This is a genomic window from Erwinia sp. TECH1, assembly GCF_054057575.1.
Genome location: NZ_JBSRZK010000001.1, coordinates 3,942,862 through 3,961,941, shown reverse-complemented (window position 1 = coordinate 3,961,941; position 19,080 = coordinate 3,942,862). Strand labels below are relative to the sequence as shown.

The window sequence follows — 19,080 nt, the reverse complement described above, 5'->3', positions numbered from 1 at the left end:
ATTAAAAAGTTATGGGCAAATTTGCAGTAGTACTGGGAGATGCGACCACTCACGGAGGAAAAGTTATCTCGGCATCCTCCACGTTTGAAATACAGGGTAGGCATGTTGCGTTGTTAAACGATTCCGTGACCTGTCCGCAGCATGGCAATAATCGCATTATTGAATGCGATGCGACAGGTTATGAAGAAGAGGGGCGCGGCATCGTACTGCACGGCTGCAAAACGGAATGCGGTGCGCAGGTAATCGCCAGCCTCCAGGATATGGAGATCGACTGATGGGATGGTCAGTTCCTGAGGTACCAGCCAGAGGTCCGGCTGCCGCGTGGTCGCCATGGATCTGTTTGTTTATTCTGTTCTTTGGTGTCTGCATCGCTCTTGCATGGGCACTCCTTACTGCGCCCGCTGGCGGGCTCTCTTCCCTTTCATCAGACGCACGGCTGTTGCTGACTGGCTATACGCTGATAGCTGTTATGGCCGCTGTCACACTCTATCTGCTGTGGTGGGAAACGCAGGCTCTTGGCATCTGGTACTGGAACAGCTGGCGGCTGAATATGCACGCCGCCTGGCAGCGGCAGGCGCATCAGCATTTGTGCGTTGTCAGCCGCGTAATGTTAACCCCGGACGCGCAGCGCATTCCTCGCTTGATCGGGCTTGCCAGCGAGGAGGAGGGTGAGGATAAATCAACTACGCTGCTTCCCGATGAAGTTCTGGTGCCGGGGATTTCCCGTTTTGAACAGCTTTGCCGGAAGCTGATTGCTCAGGCAACGTCGACACTGAGCCGCTGGTATCCAGCCGGAGGCGTGACGGTAATCGTTCAGACATCTTCCGCTACTGAAAAGACTGCGCAGGAACAACGGGAGCGGATTATTGCAATATGGCAACAGCAGGCGCTACCGTGGAAGGTTACCGTTCAAATTTTACCAACGACGTTCCCTTTCGAGTACTGGAATAAGCAGCTTCTGGAACGCAAACATCCAGTATTAGTACTGGCGCTGCATTATCGTCAGCCGGGTGAAACTCAGGCTGAAATGGCCGGAGCGCTATTGCTGATGCCGCCTTCTTTGCTCCCTTCTGCTGCGCGTACGGATGCGCTGAAATTGTTCCGTGCTATGCCGCTACAAACCAACAAACTCACTGCCGAGTTAAAAGAGCTGCGGGATATGGTACAGCAGCCCGCTGAGGCAATACGGCTGATATGGTTTAGTGGCTTAACCGCACCTCAACGACAGCTACTGGCAACGGCAACGCATGGCCTGTCATTGCATTTGTCAGGATCTGCGCCAATGACCGGGCTGATTGATTTTGACCGGGGTAGCGAGCAATACGGACACCTTGCCAGCTGGCTGATGATGGTAGCGGCGGCAGAAACGGCGGATTACGAAACAGGAAGCCACTGGTTAGTGTGGGCTGATGATAAACAGGCCTGGGCAATGGCGGCCGGTATTGAGACAGCGGTGCCGTATCAGCGGTCTGAAATGGCGCTGACGGCCCCTTTTCCCGCAGGCGGAATAACGCTGGCCGTACTGCTGCATTCCGTTTTGCTGTGGTGTTTGGGCAGCAAATATCCCGTATGGCTATTTTCCTGGTGGGGAGCATCCTGTGTATTGCTGATGCTGGGGATCATGTTGCCGGGTATCGCGCTGCTTTTACGGAAATCAGTGGCCCGCTTGCTGCTGCCTGCGTTTATTCGTACCGCCGCTAAGCAAGGAAGCAAGGTTAAATAATGAAAAATTTTTCTCGTCTACTGGGGCTCGGGCTGCTGACCGTAGCTATTTTACTGCTATTGCTGTTCCTGCTTTCTCAACTGAAAGTCTTACCGGTTGAAGCCGCTACCCGACAGTTCTGGTTTCCGCTAATCGGATTTATTTTCCTGGCGTGCCTGTTGTGTACCCTGATCTTTTTTATCTTCAATCCTGCGGCAACGGGGACTCCCGTCAGCCCGGCAGGAGACAACAGCAGAGAAAAACGCGTACCTTTTAAGTCAATATCCATTACCGATCTGAACACCCATCTCCGCGCTCGCTACGGCCTGTTCTGGCGCTTCAAAGTGCGTCTGCTGCTGGTGGTGGGCGACGACGCTGCCCGCGAAACCCTGCTGCCCGGCCTGAAAGAGCAGCAGTGGCTGGAAGGTAACCGTACCGTGCTGATTGATGGCGGCAACCTGGGGGGCGAAGTGGACGCCGAAAAATATCACGCGCTGCGCAAACTTCGCTGCGGCCGTCCGCTGGACGGCATTGTCCGCGTGCTGGATAAAGAGCAAAACCTGACGCCGCAGCAGAGCGATAGTGATTTACGCGCGCTGGAGAGCATCGGCAGCCTGCTGCGCTATCTGCCGCCGGTATGGCTGTGGCAGCTATGCAGCAGCGACTGGTCGCAGGAGGGAAGGCCCGAACAGCCGGTCGGTGCGACGTTTCCGCTGCGCGCGCTGCCGGAGGATATCGCCTCACAGCTTAACCACCTGCTGCCGATGTTGCGCAGGCAGGGGATGGCGCAGATTGCGCAGCACCGACAGCACGACTTCCTGCTGCGCCTGGGCCAGCAGCTGGCGCGCGGCGGTATTGCGCGCTGGCAAACGCAGCTGTCGCCCTGGCTACAGGGCGCGCAGCAGCGCATCATCCTGCGCGGCCTGATGTTCAGCCTGGCGGAAAGCAGTGGGACGGCGGAGAGTGCGCAGGTAATGCCGCGCCATGCTCTGACCTTATCCGCCGCCTGGCAGGGCGTGGTGGATGACTGTACCCGGCTGCGCGGCCGTCGCGTCGGGATGCCCTGGCAGCAGACGCTGGCCTGGGCGCTGATGACGATGGCTGGCGTGTGGGGCGCGGGCCTGCTGGTTTCCTTCGCGCTTAATCGCCACCAGATAATCAGCGTGGCGGAGAAGGCCCGCGCCGTGGTGCAAACTCAGGCGGTATCCGACCAGCAGCTGACCAGTCTGTACGCGCTGCGCAACGAGGCCGGGCTGCTGAAACACTGGCATCAGGAAGGCGCGCCCTGGTATCGGCGTTTCGGCCTCGATCATCATGCATCGCTGCTGGCGGCGATGATGCCGTGGTATGGCATAGCGAATAACCGACTGATTCGCGATCCGGCGGACGTCGCGCTCCGGCAGCAGCTGAACGCGCTGGCGGACCTGCCGCCGGACAGCCCGCTGCGTATTACACGGGCAAAACCCGGCTACGACCAGCTGAAGGCCTGGCTGATGATGGCGCATCCCGAGAAGGTGGACAGCACGTTTTACGCCACGGTGATGAAAACGGTACAGCCAGTCCGCAGCGGGATCTCGCCCGGCTTATGGCAGAGCCTGGCGCCGGATCTGTGGGCATTTTATATTGCTGAACTGCCGTATCAGCCACGCTGGGCCATCACCCCGGATGCCCCGATGGTCGCTCAGGTTCGTCAGGTGCTGCTCCAGCAGATTGGCCGCCGCAACGCCGAAAGCACCCTGTATGAAAACATGCTCAAATCGGTACGCCGCAACTTTGCGGACGTTACGCTGGAGGATATGACCAACGGCACCGATGCCCGACGCCTGTTCACCACAGACAGGATGGTGCCGGGCATGTTTACCCGCCAGGCCTGGGAAGGCGGCGTGCAGCAGGCTATCGACAAAGCGGCAACGTCACGGCGTGATGAGATTGACTGGGTGCTCAGCGACAGCCGCCAGGGGCTCGCCGCCGATCTGTCGCCGGAAGCGCTGAAAGCGCGCCTGACGCAGCGCTATTTCACCGATTTTGCCGGTAGCTGGCTTAACTTCCTTAACAGCCTGCGCCTTAATCCGGCCAGCAATATTGCCGACGTAACCGACCAGCTGACGCTGATGAGCGACGTCCGCCAGTCGCCGCTGATTGCGTTGATGAACACGCTGGCATGGCAGGGGCAGACCGGCGAGCAGCGCGAGGCGCTGTCGGACTCCCTTATCAAATCGGCGAAGGAGCTGGTGGGCAGCAGCAAAAAGCCGGTAATCGACCAGAGCGCCGCCGGGCCGCAGGGCCCGCTTGACGACACCTTCGGCCCGCTGCTGACGCTGATGGGCAGAAATAAAGCCGCCAACGCCCTGTCGGGCGATGACAGCCTGAGCCTGCAAACTTATCTGACGCGCATTACCCGCGTGCGCCTGCGTCTGCAACAGGTTGCGGGCAGCTCCGATCCGCAGGAGATGATGCAAACGCTGGCACAGACGGTGTTTCAGGGCAAAAGCATCGACCTGACGGATACCCGCCAGTACGGCAGCTTGATTGCCGCCAGCCTGGGCGAAGAGTGGAGCGGCTTTGGCCAAACGATGTTCGTGCAGCCGTTGACGCAGGCCTGGGAGACGGTGCTGCAACCGTCGGCGGCCAGCCTCAACGACAGGTGGAGCCGCTCGGTGGTGGCCCTGTGGCGCAGCGCGTTTGACGGGCGCTATCCGTTTGCTGCCAGCAGCAACGATGCTTCACTGCCGATGCTGGCCGAATTCCTGCGCAGGGATAGCGGCCGTATCGAGCGTTTTCTTAACGCCGAGCTGAGCGGCGTGCTGCATAAAGAGGGCAGCCAGTGGGTACCGGATCGGACCAACAGCCAGGGGCTGACCTTTAATCCGGCACTTCTCAAAGCGCTTAACCAGCTTAGTCAGCTCTCTGACGTGCTGTTCACCGACGGCAGCCAGGGCATCAGCTTTGAACTGCAGGCGCGTCCGACGCCGGGTGTGGTGCAGACGCTGCTGACCATCGACGGTCAGCAGCAGAAATACTTTAATCAGATGGCCGAATGGCAAACCTTCCGCTGGCCGGGCGACACCTTCAAACCCGGTACCCTGCTGACCTGGAGCACCGCCAGTGCCGGGGCAAGGCTGTTTGGCGATTACAGCGGCACCTGGGGACTGATCCGCTGGCTGGAGCAGGGCAAGCGCCGCCAGCTGGACAGCAGCCAGTGGATGATGACGTTTACCGCTCCTGACGGCAGCAACCTGCAATGGGCGCTGCGCTCGCAGCTGGGCAGCGGCCCGTTACAGCTGCTGGCGCTGCGCAACTTCAGGCTACCGGCAGAAATTTTCAGCGTTGATGCTGTTCTGGCCGCCAGAGCGCTGGCGGCTGATAGCGAGATGCCCGCCATGGAAGGAGAAGATGAATGACCACGCTACAGCATATCGTGACCGCCTGCCACGCAGATCAAGCCGCGCTGATGCGGCTGGCGCAGGCGCGGGCGGAAGACTGGCGCGCCTGGCTGCTGCCGATCCGTGACGTACAGCCAGCGGGCGATGAACCCGGCTATGACGATGATTTTCAGCTTATCCGCGAAGAGGTGAACAAGCTTTCGGGCATTGATACCACGCTAATCTGCTCGCTCACGGAAAAGCTGTTGACCACGGTAAGCAAGGATCTGCGCGTGGCGACCTTTTATGTCTGGGCACGGCTGCATCAGGACGGCGAAGCCGGGCTGGCGGAAGGGCTGGAGCTGCTGGCCGCCATGCTGCAACGCTTTGGCACGCAGTTGCACCCGCAGCGCGAGCGCAGCCGCAAATCCGCGCTGGAGTGGCTTGGTAGCGGACGCGTACTCGACAGCCTCTCGCTCTACCCGGAAGTGGATATGGCCACCATGCAGCGCATCACCGGCGCGCTGCTGCTGGCGGAACAGGCTATGCAGTCGCTGGCTGAAGAGCATCGTCCGCAGCTCGCCAGGCTTTACCTGGCGCTGGAAAACCGGCTGGCGCAAAACGGCGGCGCAGATAGCCTGGTACCGCAGACCAGCCGGGAAGATCGCGTATCCTCCTCCACTGCGTCGTCAGCGGCCGCACCGGTAATGACAATCGTCACTTCCGGTCGTGACCTGCTCGATCAGGCGAAAATGCTGGCGAAATATCTTCGCGATCGGCCGGGCGGCTGGCTGGGAGGACACCATCTGATGAAAAGTATCCGCTGGGATACGCTGACCGAACTGCCGCCGCTTGACGCCAGCGGGCGCACCCGCCTTCTGCCGCCAAAGCCGGATCATCGCGCCCATCTCAAGCGTCTTTATCTCCAGCAGAGCTGGATGGAGCTGCTGGAGCAGACCGATGACCTTTTTGCCCAGGGCGTCAACCATTTGTGGCTCGATTTACAGTGGTACACCTGGCAGGCGCTGACGAAAGCGGATCCGGATGCGGTGCGCGCCGATATCCTCTGTCGGGACCTAAAAGGACTGCTGTCACGGCTGCCGGGGCTGGAGGCGCTGGCGTTTAACGACGGCACGCCGTTTGCCGATGAGGTCACGCTGAACTGGATCAATCAGCAGGTGATGGATGACCCGGAGAGTTGGGCCACCGATACGGTAACCGCCGTCCCGCAGGATAATGAAGCCGTGCTGACGCTGGAGCCGGAGCTGCTGGCGCTGGCGGACAGCGAGGGGGTTGAGGCCGCGTTCGTCTGGTTACAATCCCGCCCAGGTATGGCTTCCGCCCGCGATCGCTGGCTGATGCGTCTGCTGATGGCGCGCCTGGCGGAGCAATATGCCCGTAACGATCTGGCGCTGCACCTGCTGGGCGAACTGGACAGCGGCGCGCAGACGCTGACGCTGCCGCAGTGGTCCCCTGAACTGTTATTTGAAGTTCGGGCGCGACGATTAAAGCTGCTGCGCAACAAAGCTGCACGCAGCGAAACGGAAAAAGATCGCCTTCAGCCAGAGATGGACACGCTGCTGAGCGGCCTGATCGTACTCGATCCGGCCCGTGCGGCGGTGCTGTGTGGGTAATTGTCATTCAGAAAGGAATGCCGGTAATAGTTTTTGCTCAGTTACATACCAGATTTTTAAACAGGGAACAGTTTTACCATACAGAATTCAGCACCGAATATGACAGCGTGTATATCAGGATCCAAGGGGCAATATTGAAAGCTGCGGCCGAGGCTTTTGCTGACAAAGAACGCAAGGGTTAAGGGGCTGTTTGAGCTACCTGTGTCCAATGAGGTTTTATTTCACTTATTTTTTATTGGACAGCCCGTCGTGTAATAAGAATATAAAATCCATTTTCCCGGCCGGATGGGTTTTGTTGAATAGTGGTAAGGGGTTTTTCTAAAAAATACCGAATTTTTATTTATATAAAAAAGGAATTAACCACTGTGAATATTCTGACGAAAATGTCGTGTCTGTTATCCGTTCTGTTAACCGCGCCGTTGTTAACCAGCTGCGTGACAGAGGGGGCCGCTTTTGGTCTCGGGGTCGGCTCACTGCATGAAACGGTGATGACCGAAAAAGACAATAATGTGCCGCCGCCGGTTTACGGGCCGCCGCAAATTATTTACCGTATTGATGATAATCGCTATTTCACGCTGGAAAATTATACCCGCTGTGAAAACGGGCAGACGTTTTATAATAATAAATTAAAAAACATCCACGTTCAGATTTCGCCTTCATCAGGCTACTTATTTAAGGGTCGTTTTTTCTGGACTTCTACGCGTGATGATTATTTGGCATTTCCTGTGACAAGAAATGACAACAAAGCCGCCTGTATGGGATCGGATAAAGGGTGTATGAATATCGTTGCGTTAACCACTGATGGGGGTAAAACGAAACGCTCGGTGACCTATGGTGGGTATACGCAGGACCCTAATGGGGACACTAAAGATTACGATATGCTGGTGACGAATCAGGGGTTTTATATGATTTACTATCGAGGTGTTAACAGAATATATCCTGTGATAGATGGATGGGGTTTTAATGATGAATACCATTTCGGTGTGCTTAAAATAGAGAGTGTCTATGATTTATTCAAACCGGGTGAGCCGATTCCCGTGGGTGGGTTTTATAAAATAGATTTATCAAAATTCTATACTAAAAGTATAGATAAAAACATGCATTGCGACCGTAGTCTGGAACCAAAACAGCTGGTAAGGAGCCGTCTTGATGAACAATAGTCGACTATTATCGCCTACGCGTAAGGTTGAGGTAAAACTAACTGATAATGGTGCGCCTTTTGCCTGCTCCATGACCTCCCATAAAAATATAAATATTAATGCCGAAATGCAGGTGCCGCTGCAATTACCCGGATTGATTATTTTTGTACATGGAGTCAACTCTGAGGGGGAATGGTATGACTATGCGGAAAAGGCCTTATGTGACGGGTTAAACGAAAGGCTTGGACTTAAAGATAAATTTTCCCTTGTGGAAAATAAATATGATGCGGGTCGTTTAACTGAAGTAAGTCACAATGAAAGCGGCTGGTCAGCCTGTGGAGCGGGGCGCCCCCACGCCACAAAAAAACCTGAACCTGGATTTATAAAAAAAGGAATTAACCACTGTGAATATTCTGACGAAAATGTCGTGTCTGTTATCCGTTCTGTTAACCGCGCCGCTGTTAACCAGCTGCGTGACAGAGGGGGCCGCTTTTGGTCTCGGGGCCGGCTCACTGCATGAAACGGTGATGACCGAAAAAGACAGGAATGCACCCCCGCCGGTTTACGGGCCGCCGCAAATTATTTACCGCATTGATGATAACCGCTATTTCACCCTGGAAAATTATACCCGCTGTGAGAACGGGCAGACGTTTTATAATAATAAAAAAAACGGAGTGCACACTAAAGTGTCAAACGCCTCAGGGTATTTATTTAAGGGGCGCTTTTTCTGGCTGTCCACGCGGGACGATTACCTGGCTTTTCCCGCAACGGCAGATACAAAGAACTCCCCCTGCGTAGGAGCCGATAAGGGATGCGTTAATGCAGTCATTGTTACGACCGATGGTGGAAAAACATTGCATGGTGTGGGTTATGGATCAAATACCACATCCCCGACAGAAGCTACAAAAGATTACGATATGCTGGTGACGAATGAGGGATTTTATATGATTAAATATACTTTTCCTGAACGCTCATCAACCGGTGCTTACGCCTTAAAATGGACGTTTTATCCAGATGAGGAGGCGACTAATAGCTCTTTTTATCCCGGAGCAACCGGCCCTGTTCATCAACCCACTCTTTCTATCGATGTTTCTCAGACTATCCAGGAAACGATGCAGTGCGATCGCCGCTTAGAGCCTGTGCAAAATAAGAGGGGGGTTGATGAGTAATAACAGAAGTTCACCTACAAGAAAAATTGATGTCCATCTGACAGATAATGGAATGCCTTTTGGCTACTCTATGACATCACATAAAAACATCAAAGTTAATGCCGAGGTTCAACTACCTTTGCAGCTGCCGGGGCTGATTATTTTTGTGCATGGAGTTAACTCAGAAGGAGAGTGGTATAACGACGCTGAAGAAGCATTATGTCAGGGTTTGAATCGTCGTTTAGGACAGGATGACAAAGTATGCCATTCCGCTGAAAAATAAGCGCGGCGATAACTACTACGAGCTCACGCCGGAAGAGAGAAAGAGCAGGGGCTTTTTTTCTTGGGAGGCGGCCCTTCCAGAACGGCTGCAACCAGCTGGTCAGCCTGTGGAGCGGGGCAATGCCGCGCTACAAAAAAACCTGAACCTGGATTCATATAAAAAGGAATTAACCACTGTGAATATTCTGACGAAAATGTCGTGTCTGTTATCCGTTCTGTTAACCGCGCCGCTGTTAACCAGCTGCGTGACAGAGGGGGCCGCTTTTGGTCTCGGGGCCGGCTCACTGCATGAAACGGTGATGACCGAAAAAGACAGGAATGCACCCCCGCCGGTTTACGGGCCGCCGCAAATTATTTACCGTATTGATGATAATCGCTATTTCACGCTGGAAAATTATACCCGCTGTGAGAACGGGCAGACGTTTTATAATAATAAATTAAAAAACATCCACGTTCAGATTTCACCCTCATCAGGCTACTTATTTAAGGGTCGTTTTTTCTGGACTTCTACACGTGATGATTATTTGGCATTTCCTGTGACAAGAAATGACAACAAAGCCGCCTGTATGGGATCGGATAAAGGGTGTATGAATATCGTTGCGTTAACCACTGATGGGGGTAAAACGAAACGCTCGGTGACCTATGGTGGGTATACGCAGGATCCTAATGGGAATACCAAAAATTACGATATGCTGGTAACGAATGAGGGATTTTATATGATTAAATATGCTTTTCCTGAACGCTCACCAACCAGTGCTTACGCCTTAAAATGGACGTTTTATCCAGATGAGGAAGCGACTAACAACTCTTTTTATTCCGGAGCAACCGGCCCGGTTCATCAACCCACTCTTTCTATCGATGTTTCTCAGACTATCCAGGAAACGATGCAGTGCGATCGCCGCTTAGAGCCTGTGCAAAATAAGAGGGGGGTTGATGAGTAATAACAGAAGTTCACCTACAAGAAAAATTGATGTCCATCTGACAGATAATGGAATGCCTTTTGGCTACTCTATGACATCACATAAAAACATCAAAGTTAATGCCGAGCTTCAACTACCTTTGCAGTTGCCGGGGCTGATTATTTTTGTGCATGGAGTTAACTCAGAAGGAGAGTGGTATAACGACGCTGAAGAAGCATTATGTCAGGGTTTGAATCGTCGTTTAGGACTGGATGACAAAGATGAAAAATACAGGTTAAAAGAAAATCGTTATGCGGAAGGTTATATGGCGCCCTGTGATAAAAATGATTCAGGATGGGATGGTTGTTATGGCGATAGCGGAAAAAAAGGTGACATAAAACAAAAATGGATTGTCCCGACGAGAAAGATAACGGAAGAGGGCCGCTCCCCCGTAATCCGCTTTTACTGGGGCTACCGGGCCGCCGAAGGAAAGGAAGACGACTATGCCATTCCGCTGAAAAATAAGCGCGGCGATAACTACTACGAGCTCACGCCGGAAGAGAGAAAGAGCGGGGGACCTTTTTTCTGGGGAGGCGGCCCCTTTCAGAACGGCTGCAACCAGCTGGTCAGCCTGTGGAGCGGGGCCGGGTTTGACAACTGGCTTCAGGTAATGGGGGTGCCGGTTCCCTTCAGCACGCAGCTGATGAACGGCGAGCGCGACCGCCTGCTGACCCGGGCGCCGCCGCGCAGCTACTACGCTCACGCCGCCGGCCGCCTGGCAAATCTGATAAAACAAATCCGCCGCGCCCATCCGGAAGACACGGTGACGGTGCTGTCGCACAGCCAGGGGACGATGGTGGCGCTGGCAGCGGCGGCCATCGAGGCGCCGGACGCGCTGTTTGTGATGAACTCGCCCTACGCGCTGGATAATGAGCCGACCACCTACGTTTCCTATCCGCCTGACGAAATTATCACGCCGGAGGCGCGCGAGGCGACCTTTGCCGATATTGTGAAAAAGGTGGCGGAGAACAGGGGCCGGCTGCGGGGGCAAAACGCCGGCGGCCTGCTGGCGGGCGCGTGCTGCGACGGGGAAAGCTGGACGCCGGCGGGGAAAACGTTTAACGGGCTGCCGGAGCGGGACAATCACGGCAGCACCTTTATCTACTGCAATCCGCACGACCGCGTTATGGGTTCGTCGCCGCTGCGGAGCATTGGCTGGCAGGGATTGCCCAACACCCGGGAGAGCGGCTATACAGCCCCCCATCCGCTGTTTAAGCAGGCCGGAGACACGCTGTACGTGCGCATGCTGGCGCGCAACATCCCCTGCGGCGGCGAGCCCGACCCGGCCACGCGCTTCGGCGACCCGGGCGACGGCAGGCCGTTCTGGGACAGCACGACCACGGTGATGCAGAAGCTGACGTGGCCGGCGCCGGAGCGGGCGCAGAGGCTGAACATAAACGCGTCGCGGGTGCCGGTTCCGCTTACGGCAGAGGAGCTGAAGGACTTTGACGGGGACTACCGCAGCACGGAAAAACAGCGCGGCCCGACGGGATATGGCTACGGACAGATTGATCCGGAAAGGAATATGCCCGTCGATGCGGACTACCGTTACTACATCTCCCTGTACGGCTACTTTGACCGGAAAATGCAGCGTAAGCCGGCGTCGGGCTACTACCAGCCGGGTCCGGGTTCAAAAGAGCAGCGGATACGGTATGAAAAACAGTCTTATGAGGAAATGCGGGAGGAGGTGCGCACATACGTGCTGCGCCCGACCGACCACAGCACGCTGCCGATAAATAAGGACTTTATGAGCCGGGTGGTGGCCTATGACCTGCCGGTGGGGTTCTGCTGGCATTCATGGGACAGGGCGGCGCTGGCGGAACTACGCAGGCAGGCGGACTGGCTGGAGAGCGACGACTATTACCATAGCGGTAAGCTGAGCATACCGCCGATGCCGCCGCTGATCCGCAGGGACACGCCGTTTGACCTGGCGGCAAAACGGGCCGGTGCGCGGGCGGAGATAGAGAAGATGAATGCGGCGGTCCGTCAGGCGAAGGGCAAATGACGTTATGAGAAATACAGCTACGAATGCCGGAAAACAGAATCTACTTAAGTTTTTGATTAAATATGACGACGGATGTCCAATGAACCTCAATATCTTATTGATACTAAGAGACAGAAGCGTAGTAATGATTTGTGATAAGGGAGGAAAGCGGCACAGGCTGGCGACCTGACCATCAGGCCGACGCAGGATACGCTCATATCAGGCACTAAAATTAGCGATAGCGGGGCTGCTCGCCGCCCGGGAAAGCACACGCGTTATCACTGAGAAAAACCAGCAGGCCAGGGCCGCTCTGGCGCGCCACCTGCATGAGTCGACTATCGACTTCATCGGCTAGTCATTCACACCCTTCTTTTTTACCGGCTTGCTTCCTCTGTCGCGCTTTTTCAGGCGGCCTGAAGGAGATCCGCCAAAGTTGAGATTTATCTTCATGGACGACTTAACCCTACGTTATTACGACGCGGAAATGCGTTACCTGCTTGAAGCGGGTGAAGAGTTCGCTCGCGCTCACCCGGATCGCGCGGCGCTGTTGAATCTGGATAAAGCGGACGCTCGCGATCCTTATGTGGAGCGCCTGTTCGAGGGCTTCGCCTTTATGATGGGCCGCCTGCGCGAGAAGCTTGATGACGATCTGCCCGAGCTGACGGAAGGGCTGGTCACGCTGCTGTGGCCGCACTACTTACGGACTATTCCGTCAATGTCGATAGTAGAGTTCAGCCCCGACTGGCGCGAAATGAAAGAAAAAATAGCCATCGCGAAGGGGTTTGAAATCCTCTCGCGGCCTATTGGCGAGAAAGCGACCCGCTGTCGCTACACCACGACTCAGCAGATCGGCCTGCAACCGCTGGCACTGGAGGAGGCCGCGCTTTCAACCGATGCGGAAGGGCGATCGGTAGTGCGCCTGCGTTTTGCCTGTAGCAGCCTGGCCGACTGGAGCCGGGTCGATCTCAGCCTGATCCCGTTCTATTTTAACGCTGACGCGCCGCTGGCCTGCGCGATGCATGAAGCCTTTACCTTAAACACCGCCACTATTTGGCTGCGCCTGCCGGGAGAGCCGGAGCGTCGCCCGCTGGACGCGCGCTTTACCGCGCTGGGGTTTGGCGAGGAAGACGGGCTGTGGCCGAAAGGCGAAAGCAGCTTCAGCGGCTACCAGCTGCTGCTGGAATACTTTACCTTCCGGGAAAAATTTATGTTCACCGGCCTGCGCGGTCTGGAGAGCGTGACGCTGCCTACCGCACTGGCATGGTTTGAAATTGAGGTGGTGCTGGCGCGGCGCTGGGAGCACGATTTCACCTTCAGCGAGAAGCACCTGCGGCTGCATTGCGCGCCGGTCATCAATCTTTTTCCGCTGGAGTCCGACCCGCTGACGCTGAACTCGCTTCAGACCGAGTATCTGCTGCGTCCTATGCGCGTGCAGGATGGCCATACCGAAATTTATTCCGTCGATTCGGTGATCTCCTCCGGGCGGCATGCCTACGTGCCGTTTTCCAGCTTCCGCCATAAGGGCGGCATGATGCGTCACGAAGCGCCGGAATATTACTACCATACCCGCGTGCGGCGCGGCGCGTCCGGGCTGCATAACACCTGGCTTATCCTCGGTGGGGAAGCCTTTGATAACCATACCGTGCCGGATGATGAAAGCCTGTCGCTGACGCTTACCGGCACCAACGGCCAGCTGCCGCGCCGCGCGTTGCAGAGCACGGTGCTGGATACCGCGATGAAGACCAGTTCGGCAAAGGTGGAGGTGCGCAACCTCTGTGCGCCCACGCTGCCCTGTTATCCGCCGGATCGCGACCGTTTTCACTGGCGCGTGCTGAGCCATCTCGGCAGCAATTTCCTGTCGATGATGGACAATGCCGACGTGCTGCGCGGCACGCTGGCGCTGTACGAGTGGACCGGCAGCGAGATGAATCGCCGCCGTCTGGAAGCGATTGTCGATGTCAGCCACAGCGAAATCGAGCGCTTTGAACAAGGCCATTTGCTGCGGGGCGTGCAGATTGACGTCACGCTCGACAGCCACGGCTTTGCCGGCCACGGCGATATCTGTCTGTTTGGCGAAATGCTCAGTCACTTCTTCGCGCTGTATACCGATATCTATCTGTTTAATCGACTGGTTATCATGCTGAACCCCACCGGAGAACGCCTGCAATGGGAAGAGAAACACAACCGCCGCATTCCCGGTTAAGCCCGCGTCTGGAAGCGGAGCTGACGCGGATAAACTTTTATCGCTTCTGTCAGCTGCTGGAAAAACAGCACCCGGAACGACCACCGCTCGGCAGCTCCAGCCGTCCGCAGGATGATGCGGTGCGCTTTACCCCGTGGCCGGGGATGGGGTTTCCCGCCAGCGAGCTGAAAAGCGTTGAATACAGTGAAGACGATGCCACGGCCGCACCCAAAATACGGACCACGTTTATGGGCATGTACGGCGTGGATTCACCGCTGCCCACCAGCTATCTGGACGATATTACCCAGCGCAGGGAAGGGCATGAGGCGCTCCAGGCATTTCTCGATATTTTCAGCCACCGCATCCTGACGCAGTTCTATCGCATCTGGCGTAAATACTCCTATCCGGCCACCTTTGAGCCAGGCGGCACGGACGCTATTTCCCAGTCGCTGCTGGGGTTAGTCGGGCTGGGAATTCCCGGCACCGCCAGCCATATCGCCACGCCGGTTTCTCGCTTCCTGGCGCTGCTGGGCGTACTGCGGCAGCCTGCAAAAACCCAGGAAGGGATCCAGGCGCTGGTTCGCCTGCTGGCCCCGGAAACCCGCGCCAGCGTCAGCCCCTACAGCCTGCGGCCGGTGGAAATCAGCCAGCCGCTAGGTTTTTACGGCGAGGAAGATTTCCTGCTGGACGGTAATACGCCGCTGGGTGACGAAGTTATGGATACCAGCAGCCAGCTGCTGATTGAGCTGATAACCGACAGCAAAAGCGAAACCCAGGGCTGGATGCCGGACGGTCAGCTGTATCAGGACTTTATGGTGATGCTGCGCGTTTACCTGGGCTGGCGCTTTAAGGCAAAAATTCGTCTGACCGTCAGCACGGCGCTGCTGCGCGTAGCCCCTCTTGGCGAAGCGCCGTTCCGGCTGGGCATGAGCGGCGTACTGGGCGTGGAAGGGGATGAGATCCCCAGCGACGTGCCGCAAACTTTTACCATTGAATCCGGCCGCTATCAGGGGCTGTCGTCTGCCGTCTCCGTACAAGGAAATCAGCGTGTTACCTACCAATTCAATTAAATCCGCCCGCTGGCTACTGCCGTTACTGGCCGTCAGCCTGACCGGCTGCGGACTGACGCAAAGCGTCACCGACGGCACCCGCTCGGCGGTGTCCGCCATTTTTTATAAACAAATAAAGGTGCTGCATCTCGATTTTACCAGTCGGGAAGCGCTGAATACTGATACGCGCGAAAGTCACAGCGCGCCTCAGTCCGTAGTGATACGCGTCTATCAGCTTCGCGACCGTAAGGTCTTCGATAAGCTGGTCTATCAGCAGCTGGTTACTGAAGGCGATACCTTGCTGAGTAGCGACCTGCTCGCCAGCCGGGATGTGATCCTGACTCCCGGCGGCGCGGTCAACCTGGATATGCCGATGGCGCCAGAGGCGGAGTTCGTCGCGGTGGTGGGGTTATTCCGCCAGCCGGATCTGACTAAAAATAACTGGAAGCAGGTGCTGGCGCGTGAAGCGCTGGACGCGGATAACGCTCGCGTGCTGGAAGCGGGCGATAACAGTCTTTCCCTCAAGGAGAAATAATGCCGCACTCACATAACGCTCCCTCGCTGTATGAAATGCTTTACGGCAACTTCAGCGGCGGGCTGGATCTGCACGATATCAGCGAAGAGAACCAGGTCATTCTTTCCGTGCTCGATAATATGCAGCGTATTCTCAACTGCCGCGCCGGAACGCTGGCGCATCTGCCCGGTTACGGCCTGCCGGATATGAGCAAAATCCTTCAGGGAATGCCCGGCACGGCGCACCAGCTGATGACCACGCTGTCCGAGGTATTGCTCCGCTACGAGCCGCGCCTGAACAGCATTCAGGTAACGCTGCTGCCGCAGGCCATGCCCGGCGAGCTGCGCTATGGCATTGATGCCGAGCTGAAAGGGATTGGCCTGGTGCGCTACGGCACCGAATTTCTGCCGGAAGGCAAGGTGCTGATCCGCCATATGAAACAGCAGCAGTATCTCGATCGGCAATCCATCCTCTGAACCAGAGAACGGAGGCGTATACAGACCTTCCGGCTCTGCATTCGACAGGGAGCACGAATGAAACTTCACGCTGGCACAGCGCTGTTAATCTGCATGATGTTAAGCCCCTCTGTTTTAGCCCATTCGGGCCGAACAAATTCTGAAGGCTGCCATACCAATCGTAAAACAGGCGAGTATCACTGCCACAGAAGCCCGCACCGGCGGGTAGAGTATCCCGGGCAAGATCCACAAACGGCACAGGCCAAAAAAAAGAAAGCTACGCCGCAAAAACGCGCCGCCCAGCCTGCTGACGGTGCGGCCACGCAGTGCATAAACAGCAGAAACCTTAATGCCTACTGGGAACCTGTCACCCGGCGCTGCCTGGACAGGACGACAGGAAGAGAAGCCGCAGGCTGACTATCACGCCGCCCGCCTGGATCAAAATCTGTTAACCAATCACGAGCCTGTTGCTTTATCTCAAACGCCTTTATTTTTCGAAGTTGAAACCTCTTATGACTACTTTATCCGAACCCTACCTGAAAACCGGCGGCGACCCACGCACGCTGACGGATTACGCCGCCCTACGCGACGAGCTGGGCAAGCTGTCCCATCCGGCACGCCCGGACGTTAACTGGCAACACGTAGAAAAACTCAGCCTCGCGCTGTTTGAGCACAACGGCGTAGAGCTGCAAACGGCGGCCTGGTACACGCTGGCGCGCGCGCAGCTGGCCGGACTGGCCGGGCTGAACGAAGGGCTGGCTATCCTGGAGGCGCTAATCCGTCACCAGTGGGGAAATCTTTGGCCGCCACGGGTGCATGCACGGGTGGAGATCCTCAGCGCGCTTAGCCGTCGCGTGCAGCAATGGATGCGCAAGCTTCCCGCCAGTTACAGCGACCTCAGCCAGCTTTACCTTGCCGAACAGCAGCTCAAACGGCTTAACGAGGTGTTACAACGCCTTGAGCTGCGGAATCTGAGCCAGTTCGACGCGCTGGCAGCGCTGATGCACACCAGCGCGGTGCGGCTGGAAAACAGCGATGCCGCCACGGGCGATAATCCTGTTTCCGCGCCAGCCGTAGCATTACCTGCCGCCGCGCAGTCTGTTGCTGAGATGGTGCCCGGCGCGGCGCGGTGGATCTATGTGGCGCAGCCCACGTCCAACTTTGAGGTGACGACGGCACCGCCGAAGACCCGCCGCTGGCAACCTTTTGTCGCCGGAATGCTTACCATGCTGGTGGCGGGATGTATGGGGCAATGGGCATGGTATAGCCTGCATCGTACGGACCCGCTGGTGGCACAGCTAAAGGCATCGCTGACGCCATTACCGCTGCCGCTTTCCAGAGCGCAGATAAACAGCCTGAAGCAGGATGGTGCGCTGTCGCAAAACGTCCTGCGGGATACTCAGCAGCAGTTGGCACATATTAGCGGCCTTGCACCGGACTGGTCGCTGAATTACGGGCAGCAGCTGATAGACCTGGCGCTGGCAGCCAGCCCGGAGGAGGCACGCGGTATAGCAACGGAATGGCAGCAGCAAGTAAAAGCGGCGGCGCTGCCTGAAGAGGCGATGGGCGGCTGGCAGCAGGGAATGGAGCAGCTACAGCAGCTAACTTTAAAGCTGAATGCGCTCGACGGGCAGCGCGGTAAATATATGACGGTCAGCGAGCTGAAGTCGGTGGTGTATAACGCCACCCAGGCGTTTAACCGCTCGGTGCCAGCCGAAGAACAGCTGCGTCTTTACTCGCTCAGCCAGTCAGATATCCAGCGGCGGCAGGCGGAAAGGGCGCTGGCGCAGTTACAGGCACGCTATTTTTTGTTGAAGCAGGAGGCGGAAAAGGCCAGGGGGGATAAATAAGTGGCGTTCAGCCTGTCATGATTTTTTGTCAGATTTTGACGTCAGGACGGTACGCGCGCAGGGCGCCGATCGGAAAGGGAATAAAAACTTAGCGGAATACAGAAACGAAAAACGGACCTCCAGGGAGGTCCGTTCTTACAAATATGGTGCCCGGACTCGGAATCGAACCAAGGACACGGGGATTTTCAATCCCCTGCTCTACCGACTGAGCTATCCGGGCAACGAGGCGCATTAAACAGGAGTCGCGGAAAACCGTCAACGGCTTTATGCACAAAAGCGAACTGTTTGCACTCTTTTCCATCAATCCGGCTGGATTTACGCCGCTTTGGCACTATTGCCCGCATTTGTCTGCTGCAAACCGTCGCGCTCGCGGGCTACCTTTTCTGGTTAGTTACATCATACTAAAGACTGATTTGCTCGCCGTTCTGCACAGCTTTGCAAGCCAGGCATTCCTGATGAGGCTTTGTCGCTAAGGAAGATGGCTAATAAACGGGGCAGGGCAGCGAAAGCACACGTCGGGCAAATGCTGTCAGTTCGTAAAGTCAAAACTACCGAAAACTGCTGAATATGTTTGCATTTTCAGTGCATAATCACCAAAAAAATCAGCGTAAAAGAGGTGTGGTAAAAAATAAATATATGAAATATATATATTTATTTCAAAAGGGCTATATGGGGGTAATGCTTTTTGCGTCTTGAACATCAAAATAAAAGATGCGATTATTACCCCGTTTTCCGCTCCGCGAGGCCGCCATCATGCAAGCTCTGCTGCACTGTCGCTATTATCCGATGTCGCGCCGCCGATCCCATTTTCTTCTGTTAT

16 protein-coding genes and 1 tRNA gene are annotated in these 19,080 nt (G+C 56.1%); 16 read left to right on the top strand and 1 reads right to left on the bottom strand.

Features of this window, described 5'->3' with window-relative positions:
• Positions 1-11 precede the first annotated feature (11 nt).
• From ACVWZ0_RS18550 to ACVWZ0_RS18475, 16 genes are all read left to right on the top strand, one after another.
• Complete coding sequence (locus ACVWZ0_RS18550; RefSeq protein ID WP_253458536.1) at positions 12-275, top strand: PAAR domain-containing protein; 264 nt, start codon at positions 12-14, stop codon at positions 273-275.
• Positions 227-1,723 carry a hypothetical protein gene (locus ACVWZ0_RS18545; protein WP_456784504.1) on the top strand — a complete coding sequence of 499 codons (1,497 nt, stop codon included), beginning with the start codon at positions 227-229 and terminating at the stop codon, positions 1,721-1,723. Before ACVWZ0_RS18550 ends, ACVWZ0_RS18545 begins: the two co-directional genes overlap by 49 nt.
• The gene (locus tag ACVWZ0_RS18540) at positions 1,723-5,103 is read left to right on the top strand and encodes an ImcF-related family protein (protein WP_253458540.1); all 3,381 of its coding nucleotides are present in this window, start codon (positions 1,723-1,725) and stop codon (positions 5,101-5,103) included. Before ACVWZ0_RS18545 ends, ACVWZ0_RS18540 begins: the two co-directional genes overlap by 1 nt.
• Positions 5,100-6,698, top strand: a complete 1,599-nt coding sequence (gene tssA / locus ACVWZ0_RS18535; protein ID WP_253458542.1) for a type VI secretion system protein TssA — start codon at positions 5,100-5,102, stop codon at positions 6,696-6,698. The genes ACVWZ0_RS18540 and tssA overlap by 4 nt, the downstream gene beginning before the upstream one ends.
• A 365-nt stretch (positions 6,699-7,063) precedes the next feature.
• Positions 7,064-7,858, top strand: a complete 795-nt coding sequence (locus ACVWZ0_RS18530; protein WP_253458544.1) for a T6SS immunity protein Tli3 family protein — start codon at positions 7,064-7,066, stop codon at positions 7,856-7,858.
• Positions 7,848-8,357 carry a T6SS effector phospholipase Tle3 domain-containing protein gene (locus tag ACVWZ0_RS18525; RefSeq protein ID WP_253458546.1) on the top strand — a complete coding sequence of 170 codons (510 nt, stop codon included), beginning with the start codon at positions 7,848-7,850 and terminating at the stop codon, positions 8,355-8,357. The genes ACVWZ0_RS18530 and ACVWZ0_RS18525 overlap by 11 nt, the downstream gene beginning before the upstream one ends.
• A gap of 7 nt (positions 8,358-8,364) precedes the next feature.
• A complete protein-coding gene (locus ACVWZ0_RS18520; RefSeq protein ID WP_253458548.1) occupies positions 8,365-9,006 on the top strand; it encodes a T6SS immunity protein Tli3 family protein in 642 nt (213 codons plus the stop codon).
• Complete coding sequence (locus ACVWZ0_RS18515) at positions 8,999-9,268, top strand: T6SS effector phospholipase Tle3 domain-containing protein (RefSeq protein ID WP_253458550.1); 270 nt, start codon at positions 8,999-9,001, stop codon at positions 9,266-9,268. The genes ACVWZ0_RS18520 and ACVWZ0_RS18515 overlap by 8 nt, the downstream gene beginning before the upstream one ends.
• Positions 9,237-10,208, top strand: coding sequence for a T6SS immunity protein Tli3 family protein (locus ACVWZ0_RS18510; RefSeq protein ID WP_253458552.1), 972 nt, complete (start codon positions 9,237-9,239; stop codon positions 10,206-10,208). Before ACVWZ0_RS18515 ends, ACVWZ0_RS18510 begins: the two co-directional genes overlap by 32 nt.
• Positions 10,209-10,278: 70 nt before the next feature.
• Positions 10,279-12,231, top strand: coding sequence for a T6SS effector phospholipase Tle3 domain-containing protein (locus ACVWZ0_RS18505; RefSeq protein ID WP_253458555.1), 1,953 nt, complete (start codon positions 10,279-10,281; stop codon positions 12,229-12,231).
• Between the two features lie 427 nt (positions 12,232-12,658).
• Positions 12,659-14,413 (top strand): type VI secretion system baseplate subunit TssF, encoded by a 1,755-nt coding sequence (gene tssF, locus ACVWZ0_RS18500; protein ID WP_253461222.1) that lies wholly within the window; start codon positions 12,659-12,661, stop codon positions 14,411-14,413.
• Positions 14,377-15,462 (top strand): type VI secretion system baseplate subunit TssG, encoded by a 1,086-nt coding sequence (tssG, locus tag ACVWZ0_RS18495; RefSeq protein WP_253458557.1) that lies wholly within the window; start codon positions 14,377-14,379, stop codon positions 15,460-15,462. Before tssF ends, tssG begins: the two co-directional genes overlap by 37 nt.
• Positions 15,440-15,976 carry a type VI secretion system lipoprotein TssJ gene (gene tssJ / locus ACVWZ0_RS18490; RefSeq protein ID WP_253458560.1) on the top strand — a complete coding sequence of 179 codons (537 nt, stop codon included), beginning with the start codon at positions 15,440-15,442 and terminating at the stop codon, positions 15,974-15,976. Before tssG ends, tssJ begins: the two co-directional genes overlap by 23 nt.
• Positions 15,976-16,431 carry a type VI secretion system baseplate subunit TssE gene (gene tssE / locus ACVWZ0_RS18485; protein WP_253458563.1) on the top strand — a complete coding sequence of 152 codons (456 nt, stop codon included), beginning with the start codon at positions 15,976-15,978 and terminating at the stop codon, positions 16,429-16,431. Before tssJ ends, tssE begins: the two co-directional genes overlap by 1 nt.
• A 57-nt stretch (positions 16,432-16,488) precedes the next feature.
• Positions 16,489-16,827 (top strand): DUF1283 domain-containing protein, encoded by a 339-nt coding sequence (locus tag ACVWZ0_RS18480; protein ID WP_369895982.1) that lies wholly within the window; start codon positions 16,489-16,491, stop codon positions 16,825-16,827.
• A gap of 95 nt (positions 16,828-16,922) precedes the next feature.
• Positions 16,923-18,260 carry a VasL domain-containing protein gene (locus tag ACVWZ0_RS18475; RefSeq protein ID WP_253458566.1) on the top strand — a complete coding sequence of 446 codons (1,338 nt, stop codon included), beginning with the start codon at positions 16,923-16,925 and terminating at the stop codon, positions 18,258-18,260.
• A gap of 144 nt (positions 18,261-18,404) precedes the next feature.
• Here the strand turns inward: ACVWZ0_RS18475 and ACVWZ0_RS18470 are convergent.
• A tRNA-Phe gene (locus ACVWZ0_RS18470) sits at positions 18,405-18,480 on the bottom strand.
• Positions 18,481-19,080: the final 600 nt, after the last annotated feature.

Excerpts from the sequence above, each read along its gene's own strand:
- ACVWZ0_RS18550 (WP_253458536.1), top strand. The coding sequence starts at position 12 with ATGGGCAAATTTGCAGTAGTACTGGGAGATGCGACCACTCACGGAGGA.
- tssA (WP_253458542.1), top strand. The coding sequence starts at position 5,100 with ATGACCACGCTACAGCATATCGTGACCGCCTGCCACGCAGATCAAGCC.
- ACVWZ0_RS18520 (WP_253458548.1), top strand. The coding sequence starts at position 8,365 with ATGACCGAAAAAGACAGGAATGCACCCCCGCCGGTTTACGGGCCGCCG.
- ACVWZ0_RS18475 (WP_253458566.1), top strand. The coding sequence starts at position 16,923 with ATGACTACTTTATCCGAACCCTACCTGAAAACCGGCGGCGACCCACGC.
- ACVWZ0_RS18510 (WP_253458552.1), top strand. The coding sequence starts at position 9,237 with ATGACAAAGTATGCCATTCCGCTGAAAAATAAGCGCGGCGATAACTAC.
- ACVWZ0_RS18545 (WP_456784504.1), top strand. The coding sequence starts at position 227 with ATGCGGTGCGCAGGTAATCGCCAGCCTCCAGGATATGGAGATCGACTG.
- ACVWZ0_RS18525 (WP_253458546.1), top strand. The coding sequence starts at position 7,848 with ATGAACAATAGTCGACTATTATCGCCTACGCGTAAGGTTGAGGTAAAA.
- ACVWZ0_RS18480 (WP_369895982.1), top strand. The coding sequence starts at position 16,489 with ATGAAACTTCACGCTGGCACAGCGCTGTTAATCTGCATGATGTTAAGC.
- ACVWZ0_RS18540 (WP_253458540.1), top strand. The coding sequence starts at position 1,723 with ATGAAAAATTTTTCTCGTCTACTGGGGCTCGGGCTGCTGACCGTAGCT.
- ACVWZ0_RS18505 (WP_253458555.1), top strand. The coding sequence starts at position 10,279 with ATGACATCACATAAAAACATCAAAGTTAATGCCGAGCTTCAACTACCT.
- tssG (WP_253458557.1), top strand. The coding sequence starts at position 14,377 with ATGGGAAGAGAAACACAACCGCCGCATTCCCGGTTAAGCCCGCGTCTG.
- tssE (WP_253458563.1), top strand. The coding sequence starts at position 15,976 with ATGCCGCACTCACATAACGCTCCCTCGCTGTATGAAATGCTTTACGGC.
- ACVWZ0_RS18515 (WP_253458550.1), top strand. The coding sequence starts at position 8,999 with ATGAGTAATAACAGAAGTTCACCTACAAGAAAAATTGATGTCCATCTG.
- tssF (WP_253461222.1), top strand. The coding sequence starts at position 12,659 with ATGGACGACTTAACCCTACGTTATTACGACGCGGAAATGCGTTACCTG.